We start from the raw sequence: 7635 nt of genomic DNA, 5'->3' as shown, positions 1-7635 counted from the left end.
CAGAAGACAGAAGACAGAAGACAGAAGACAGAAGACAGAAGACAGAAGACAGAATGATCGTTGCCGGGCCTTAGAGGGCTGTCAAACCCTCACTGTCTACTGTGCACCGTCTACCGTCGACTAAATTACCGATAGGGTGTCGGATCCTCGACCCCGGCATCAACAAACCCCTGATGCCGCAACCGACAGCTGTCACAAACGCCACAAGCGGTGCCGGCTTCATCTGCCTGGTAGCAGGAAACGGTAATGCCGTAATCCACGCCCAGTGCAATTCCCTGACGTATGATGTCGGCTTTGGTCAGATCCAGCAGCGGGGCTTCCACGCGAATGGTGCTGCCGGTGACCGTCGCCCGGGTCGCGACATTGACCAGGTTTTGATAGGCCGTGACAAACTCCGGTCGGCAATCCGGGTAGCCGGAATAATCGACCGCGTTGATTCCCAGATAGATGGCACTCGCTCCGGTGACTTCGGCATAGGCCAGGCCATAGGACAGAAACACGGTATTGCGTGCCGGTACATAGGTGTTGGGGATACCTTCACTGGGCGCATCGGGCACTGCCATAGCAGGGTCGGTGAGCGATGATCCGCCCAACTGCGCGAGATCAATATCTATAATGCGGTGCTCATGCACATTCATGCGCGCAGCCACGCGCTGAGCAGCCAGCAATTCAGCGTCATGACGTTGCCCGTAACGAAAGCTGAGAGCATAAACAGGTTGGTGATGTTGTTGCGCAATGGCAAGCGCGGTTGCCGAGTCTAGACCGCCCGACAACAGGACGATGGCACCACCGGTCATTGATCGGCCCGCAGTGTCTCGAGGCGTTGGGTGGCCAGGTTACCGAGGCTGCCGTCTGGCGCCTGATCAACGACCTGGGTGTAAAAATCAACGGCGGCATCGACTTCGCCGGTGCGCTCGGCCACGAATCCCAGCTTGAACAGGGAGTCGAGACGTTTGTCGGAATCCGGATAATCATCCAGTACACGGTTGTAGGCCGCTTCGGCCTCATCATATTCACGCAACAGCGTGTGCACTTCTCCAAGCCAGAACCAGGCGTCCGCCGCCAGGCTGCTGTCCGGATAGTCGGCAACAAATTCACCCAAGGCATCCGTCGCCTCCGGGTAGCGCCGTTCAGCGATCAGGTCACGACCACGCCGATAGGCGCGTTGTGCATCCTCGGAGTCATCAGCCTGCGGTTGCGCGGGCTCTGGAGAGGTCTCGGGGAGGGCACCGACACCGCTGGTCTGCATGTTGGCCAGCCGACGATCAAGGTCAGCATAGCGGTCGCGGGCATCCTGCTCTGCCCTTCTCAGGCGCTCACGCAGCTCTTCATTTTCGCCGCGCAACGACTGTACTTCCTGCTCCATGCGCTGCAAGCGGTCGAGCAGCAGGGATTGACCATCCTGCCCGGACATCTCGTTTCTCAGCTCATCGAGTTGAGAGCGAAGCTGATCACGGGTTACCAGATCATCAACAGTTACCCCACCCGGCTGATTGAGCAGAATAGGGCTGCCTTGTTCGATAGGCGGGTTCGCAAACAAAAAAGAGCTGCCCCCAAGGGCAGCTCCCGTGATTACGACCAGCGCTGTTTTTTGCAGTGCTGTCATCAGTCCTGGTACTGAAGCTCTACCCGGCGGTTACGAGCCCAGGCTGCTTCATTTGACTCAGCAACTGCAGGGTTCATTTCACCGAACGAGGTGACATACATCTGAGAGTTCTCGACACCACGCAGGTTCATGTAGTCCTGAACCGACTTGGCACGATTTTCACCCAGAGCCAGGTTGTACTCGGCACTGCCGCGCTCATCGGTGTGGCCTTCCAGCACGATAACCGCTTCCGGGTTTTCACGCAGGTAAGCGACATGGCGATCCAGAACGTTACGAGCTGCTGAACTCAGTGAAAAGCTGTCGAACTCGAAGTAAACAACGCGAACGCTGGGCATTGCCATTGCCGGCTCTTCTTCGGGTGCTTCTGCTTCAGCAACCTCAGCTTCGCCCAGTGGCATCAGGCCAGTTGTGCGTGTTTCTTCCGTTGTGTCCATATCTTCTGCCATTCCGGCATCATCGGTCGGTGCACTGGAGCAACCGGCAATTACCAGTGTCCCTGTTACCAGCATCACTTGCAGTAGCTTGAATTTTGACATTTTTCTCAATCCCATTTGTCAGAGGTTTTATCTATCCGCCGGCTGATCATAGCACAGCGATAAAACAGTTCACCACCAGAGTGGCTCCTAAACTAGTAGGTGAATGGCGACCATGCAGGTTCACGCACATTGCCAAACCGGCTGGGCATCACATTCTCCACCATACCATCTATTGACACCCACGCAAGCCTCGAAGTGCCTCCCTGGGTGGTTGCATAAACGACCATGGAATCATTGGGTGCAAGGCTTGGGGCCTCATCCTGCGGGTTTCCGGTCAACACCTGCAGGATACGACTTCCCAGGTCCATGGTGGCGATATTGTAGCCATCACCATCATTATGCACCATCACTATCCGGTCTCCTGTCACACTTGCGCGTGCGCGCGCATTGTATCTCCCATCAAAAGTCAGCCGCTCCACGTCATCCGAGCCCAGGTTGATCCGGTAGATCTGAGCCCGTCCGCTGCGACCAGACGTGAAAATCAATGTGTCATCGTCCACCCAGTCCGGCTCGGTATCGATGGCCCAGTGTCGGGTAATCTGCTGCACCTGGCCGCTGGACAGTTCCATCACATAGATGTTGGCAGCCCCGTCCCGCGACGAAGTGTACGCCAGTCTGCGACCGTCCGGCGAAAACGCCGGCGCACTGTTTATGGCGCCCTGGCGCTGCGCCGCAGTGCGTACTGTTCCGTCTCCAAGGGTCAGAATTCGCACCTCTGAGCTGCCGTCAGGGGCGAACGTCACAAAAGCAATCTGGCTGGCATCAGGGGACCAGGCGGGGGACATGATGGGCAGATCCGCTTCAAACACGGCCTGCTCCTGCTCCCCGTCGGCATCAGACACATACAGTGTATGGCGCCGTCCTGATCCTGTATCTTCGATCGCAACATATGCGATTTTGGTGGAAAATACGCCTCTCACTCCCGTAATTTCTTCGTAAATCGCGTCACTGGCCCGATGCGCCAGCTGACGCCATTGCGAGCGGTCTCCGGTAAGCGTGCGCGCGATCATGCGGCGCTCTGCATAGGGGTCGTAGAGCTCGTAGGTCACCTCGACCCTGCCGTTGTCCAGAGGACGAGCCCGGCCAATCACCACATAGTCCTGGTTGAGCAGACGCCACTCGCGAAACACCATCGACTCGCTGCGAGTAGGCCAACTGCGCATGTCCGATCTAGGTAGTGCATCGAACTGGCCGGTGCGCTCGAGATTGTTCTCGATGATGGTGCTCATTTCCGAGGGTTCTGAACCGCTGCCATCCCAGACGAAGGGTACAACCGATATTCGGAAGGGGTCATCATAGCCCCGGATGATAGTGATCGTGCGGTCAGCCTGTGCGGCGCCAGCGAGCAGCGCCACAGTCAGCATTATTGTCAGTGACAGCCAAAGCTTTTTCATAATTATACCTCAGGCCTGAAATCAAAATTGAAGCGCCGGTAGTTGCGCTCGAATATCTGGTTGTCTTCGGGCACGGGCAGCCGCCCTACCCGCTGTACCGCCTCGATTGCTGATCGATCCAGGGCCTGACTGCCGCTGGAGTTCACCAGTTGCACACTGACCACTTCTCCCGTCGGCAACAACTCAATACGCAGAGTCACCACCATCGAACTGTCCACATTGGGCGGCAGCGCCCAGGCGCGAGTCACCCGCCGTCGAATCTCACCGTCAAAGGTGGTCGTCGCCTGACGCTCACGCTCTGACTGTTCGGCCTGTGCCCGTTCCCGAGCCCCCTCCTGCTCCAACTGGGACTGCATCATCTGCTCCAGAAAGTCATCGTCCGGCGGCGGTGGCTGCGGCGGACGCTCGGGCTCGGGCGCCGGTTCCGGCTCAGGAGCAGGCGCAGGCTCCGGCTCGGGCTCTGGAGCGGGCTCCGGTGCCGGCTCTTCAACTTCGGGCGCCGGTATCGGTTCGGGAGCGGGCTCTGGCTCCGGAGTCGGCTCGGGTTCCGGGGCAGGTTCCGGCTCCGGCGCGGGTTCGGGCTCTGGAGCGGGTTCCGGCTCTGGTTCCGGCTCAGGTTCCGGCTCAGGTTCAGGTTCGGGTTCCGGCTCGGGCTCTGGCTCAACCGTTGTGGTTGCCACTTCAACCGGATCCGACTGTGGCGGCGGATCCGGCTCTGCCCGCTGCTGCACCCGTGACATGGTGATCAGTTGGGCATTGATAACCTCAGGCATGTTGGGCTCTGGCGGCGACGCCATATTGGGCAGCCCGACAATCAGCAGAATGCCCAGCGCCAGATGCAATACCACCGAATAGGTCAGTGGCAGCAGATGTTCACGATCACGCAGCATCAGAGCGGCTCCGTCACCAGCCCCACATTATGGACGCCAGATTGTTGCAACATGACCATCAACTCCACCACCCGGCCGTAGGGCACGGACTGGTCGCCGCGCACCAGAACAGCGGTGCCGGGGTTGTTTTCAAGCACCTGACGGACAAACGTCTGAATCTCCGTCAAGGGTACGGACTGCGGTGAATCCTCACCCAGCTCAAGAAAATATTCCTGATCAGCCGTCACCGAGACAATGAGATTCTCCCGGTCTTCATCGGCAGGCAATGGCTCCGTCGATACTCTTGGCAAGTCGACATCGACCCCTTGAGTCAGCATTGGCGCGGTCACCATAAAGATGACCAGCAGCACCAGCATGACGTCTATATAGGGGACGACATTGATCTCTGCCATTGGCCGCCGTCGATTCCCGCGAGTCCTCATACGCGCTGCGCCTCTTCGGGCGGCTGGGCAGCGGCTGCGGGCTTTTCACCCGTCTCCCGACGTGTCTGATTCTTGCGCGCCAGTGCATGCACCTGTCGATGCAGGATGCTCGAAAACTCCTCGGCGAAGGTGTCATACTGGCCGGTCAGGTTGACCGCCATGTTGGAAAACTTGTTGTAGGCAATAACGGCCGGAATAGCCGCGAACAGGCCCATGGCCGTTGCGATCAGTGCCTCGGCGATACCGGGCGCTACCGTGGCCAGGGTGGCCTGAGAGGTCATGGCCAGCCCCCGGAAGGAGCCCATGATGCCCCAAACCGTGCCGAACAGCCCGATATACGGGGTGATCGATCCGACTGTAGCGAGAAACGTCAGATGCTTGTCGAGGCGTTCTTCTTCCTTGTTGACGGACACCCGCATACTGCGCTGGATAGCCGTCATGGTGGATTCAGGGTCCAGATCCGGCTGTTGCCGGGCTCGGGTGAACTCCTTGAAACCAGCCCGGAAGACCGCCTCGGTGCCACTGTCCGTATCTGGCGTCGCATTGACCTGCCGAAAAAGCTGGGTCAGATCCATCCCGGACCAGAACCGCTCTTCAAAATTCTCACTGCCGCGGCGAAAGCGGGCAATGGTTCGAGCACGCTCGAAAATGAAATACCAGGACAGTACTGACGCCAGTACCAGAATCAACATCACCGCTTGCACGACAATGCTCGCGCTGGCAATCAGCGCAATATAGGACATCTCTCCATTCACGAGGAACGCTCTCCTTACCCGGAAATTCGGCAATGTGCGCCAATGTACCGAAATTGATCAACCCTGCACAGAGGTTTGCATTGTTTTTAAGGTCGCTACATCTCGCCGCTGGCTCGGAGTTCAGACCGTATCGGGCGGGGTCAGACCAAAATGCTGATAGGCAAGGGGTGTAGCCACCCGGCCACGTGCAGTGCGCACTACAAAACCGAGCTGAATCAGGTAGGGCTCCACCACATCCTCCATGGTCTCTCGCTCTTCACTGAGCGAAGCGGCGAGGCTTTCAATGCCGACCGGGCCACCGGAAAACTTCTCGATCATGGTGCTGAGGAAACGCCGGTCGAGCACATCAAACCCTTTCGGGTCGATATCCAGCATGGTCAGTGCGGCATGTGCCACCTCGTAGGACACCACGCCATCGGCTTTGACCTCGGCATAATCGCGCACACGGCGCAGCAGCCGGTTGGCAATACGAGGGGTCCCGCGCGACCGGGTGGCAATTTCGCGCGCGCCTTCATCGGTCATCTGCATGCCCATCAGACCCGAGGAGCGATGCACAATGGTGGTCAGATCAGCCACATTGTAGAACTCGAGACGCTGCACGATACCGAAGCGGTCGCGCAGCGGCGAGGTCAGCAAGCCGGCACGCGTGGTGGCACCCACCAGGGTGAACGGGGGCAGCTCCAGCTTGATGGAACGCGCGGCCGGACCTTCGCCGATCATGATGTCCAGTTGGTAGTCTTCCATCGCCGGGTAGAGGATTTCTTCGATATGCGGGCTGAGGCGGTGTATCTCGTCGATAAAGAGCACATCGCCCTCTTCGAGATTGGTCAGCATGGCGGCGAGATCGCCGGCTTTTTCCAGCACAGGGCCGGAGGTGGTCTTGATCGACGCCTCCATTTCATGGGCAATGATATTGGCCAATGTCGTCTTGCCCAGGCCAGGCGGACCGAACACCAGGATATGATCCAGCGGTTCGGAACGCTGACGAGCGGCGGAAATGAAAATATCCATCTGCTCGCACACCACGGACTGCCCGGTGTAGTCCGCCAGGCGCGATGGCCGGATGGCCCGATCGAATTTCTCTTCACGGGGTGATTCGGGTTCCGGGGTGATAAAGCGGTCGGTTTCAATCATGACTCAGAGTTTGACCCAGCACAGGTGAAGAGACAAGGCGGCAATCACGACAGCCGCATCTACAGGGCAGATTTCAGGGCCAGACGAATCAGGTCGTCACTGCCGAGGCCGGGCTGGCGGACTTGCTGAACCATTTTGGTGGCCTGCGCCGGCTTGTAGCCCAGCGCCACCAGGGCACTTTCCGCATCTTCGACCGGGTCGCCGGCCTGCCCCATGATCTTGGTCAGGTCGCCCATTTCGGCGGCACTGCCTTCGGCATGGGTGAGCTTGCCCTTCAGTTCCAGTACCAGGCGTTCGGCCATTTTCTTGCCGACACCGGGAATCTTGACCAGTTGATTGACCGATTCCAGCTCGATATAGCGGGCGAAGTCGTCAGGCTCGATGGCGGAAAGAATCGACAGGGCCAGCTTGGGGCCGATGCCGTTGACCTTGATCAGGGTGCGAAACAGGCGGCGCTCGCTTTCCTGGGCAAAGCCGAACAGGGTATGGGCATCTTCACGCACGCTGAGGTGCGTCCACAGGCTGACCGGTTCGCCGGTGGCGGGCAATTGATAGTAGGTGGTCATGGGCACCAGCACTTCGTAGCCAACGCCCTGCACGTCCAGCAGGATTTCCGGCGGCTGCTTGGCACTCAGGGTGCCCTTGAGATGTCCGATCATGTTCGTTCTCCGGTTCCTGTGGTTGTGCTGTTGTGAGCCTGTCGCCTGTTTGGTGCTTGTCAATCCATGTCTGGTGGTTGGCCCGACCGGTCAGCAACCCGCCAACAGTGGTGCCTTGTTTTGTAGGCTGTGAGCCTTGCTCAGGCATGCGTGGCCCAGGGCCACAGCCTACACGCTCAGACAACTGTCCCGCTGATCCTCCGTGGGCTGGCGCAACAGCCGGCGGCACCACAAAGATT

At 58.9% G+C, this 7635-nt stretch carries 9 protein-coding genes; all 9 read right to left on the bottom strand.

Annotated elements, in window-relative coordinates:
- Positions 1-125: 125 nt before the first annotated feature.
- Positions 126-797: a 7-cyano-7-deazaguanine synthase QueC gene (queC, locus tag LAT62_RS15190; RefSeq protein ID WP_293385868.1), complete on the bottom strand. Its 672-nt coding sequence runs from the start codon at positions 795-797 to the stop codon at positions 126-128.
- Positions 794-1606, bottom strand: coding sequence for a tetratricopeptide repeat protein (locus tag LAT62_RS15185; protein WP_293385866.1), 813 nt, complete (start codon positions 1604-1606; stop codon positions 794-796). The genes queC and LAT62_RS15185 overlap by 4 nt, the downstream gene beginning before the upstream one ends.
- The gene (gene pal / locus LAT62_RS15180) at positions 1606-2142 is read right to left on the bottom strand and encodes a peptidoglycan-associated lipoprotein Pal (RefSeq protein ID WP_293385864.1); all 537 of its coding nucleotides are present in this window, start codon (positions 2140-2142) and stop codon (positions 1606-1608) included. The genes LAT62_RS15185 and pal overlap by 1 nt, the downstream gene beginning before the upstream one ends.
- A gap of 92 nt (positions 2143-2234) precedes the next feature.
- Positions 2235-3536 carry a Tol-Pal system beta propeller repeat protein TolB gene (tolB, locus tag LAT62_RS15175; RefSeq protein WP_293385862.1) on the bottom strand — a complete coding sequence of 434 codons (1302 nt, stop codon included), beginning with the start codon at positions 3534-3536 and terminating at the stop codon, positions 2235-2237.
- Between the two features lie 2 nt (positions 3537-3538).
- Positions 3539-4426, bottom strand: a complete 888-nt coding sequence (gene tolA / locus LAT62_RS15170; RefSeq protein ID WP_293385860.1) for a cell envelope integrity protein TolA — start codon at positions 4424-4426, stop codon at positions 3539-3541.
- Positions 4426-4818, bottom strand: a complete 393-nt coding sequence (gene tolR, locus LAT62_RS15165; protein ID WP_293385858.1) for a protein TolR — start codon at positions 4816-4818, stop codon at positions 4426-4428. The genes tolA and tolR overlap by 1 nt, the downstream gene beginning before the upstream one ends.
- A 26-nt stretch (positions 4819-4844) precedes the next feature.
- Positions 4845-5603 carry a protein TolQ gene (gene tolQ, locus LAT62_RS15160; RefSeq protein WP_293385856.1) on the bottom strand — a complete coding sequence of 253 codons (759 nt, stop codon included), beginning with the start codon at positions 5601-5603 and terminating at the stop codon, positions 4845-4847.
- 120 nt (positions 5604-5723) lie between these two features.
- Positions 5724-6737 (bottom strand): Holliday junction branch migration DNA helicase RuvB, encoded by a 1014-nt coding sequence (ruvB, locus tag LAT62_RS15155; protein ID WP_293385854.1) that lies wholly within the window; start codon positions 6735-6737, stop codon positions 5724-5726.
- Between the two features lie 59 nt (positions 6738-6796).
- Positions 6797-7396, bottom strand: coding sequence for a Holliday junction branch migration protein RuvA (ruvA, locus tag LAT62_RS15150; protein ID WP_293385852.1), 600 nt, complete (start codon positions 7394-7396; stop codon positions 6797-6799).
- Positions 7397-7635: the final 239 nt, after the last annotated feature.

This window comes from Natronospirillum sp., from assembly GCF_022565775.1.
Classification (GTDB): Bacteria; Pseudomonadota; Gammaproteobacteria; order Pseudomonadales; family Natronospirillaceae; genus Natronospirillum.
Note: the sequence above shows the minus strand (reverse complement) of the source record. Positions and strands in the feature narration are given on the sequence as shown.

What these genes read in the sequence shown, in the direction of transcription:
- LAT62_RS15185 (WP_293385866.1), bottom strand. Translation starts at nt 1,606, where the DNA reads ATGACAGCACTGCAAAAAACAGCGCTGGTCGTAATCACGGGAGCTGCC.
- ruvA (WP_293385852.1), bottom strand. Translation starts at nt 7,396, where the DNA reads ATGATCGGACATCTCAAGGGCACCCTGAGTGCCAAGCAGCCGCCGGAA.
- pal (WP_293385864.1), bottom strand. Translation starts at nt 2,142, where the DNA reads ATGTCAAAATTCAAGCTACTGCAAGTGATGCTGGTAACAGGGACACTG.
- tolB (WP_293385862.1), bottom strand. Translation starts at nt 3,536, where the DNA reads ATGAAAAAGCTTTGGCTGTCACTGACAATAATGCTGACTGTGGCGCTG.
- tolA (WP_293385860.1), bottom strand. Translation starts at nt 4,426, where the DNA reads ATGCTGCGTGATCGTGAACATCTGCTGCCACTGACCTATTCGGTGGTA.
- tolR (WP_293385858.1), bottom strand. Translation starts at nt 4,818, where the DNA reads ATGGCAGAGATCAATGTCGTCCCCTATATAGACGTCATGCTGGTGCTG.
- queC (WP_293385868.1), bottom strand. Translation starts at nt 797, where the DNA reads ATGACCGGTGGTGCCATCGTCCTGTTGTCGGGCGGTCTAGACTCGGCA.
- ruvB (WP_293385854.1), bottom strand. Translation starts at nt 6,737, where the DNA reads ATGATTGAAACCGACCGCTTTATCACCCCGGAACCCGAATCACCCCGT.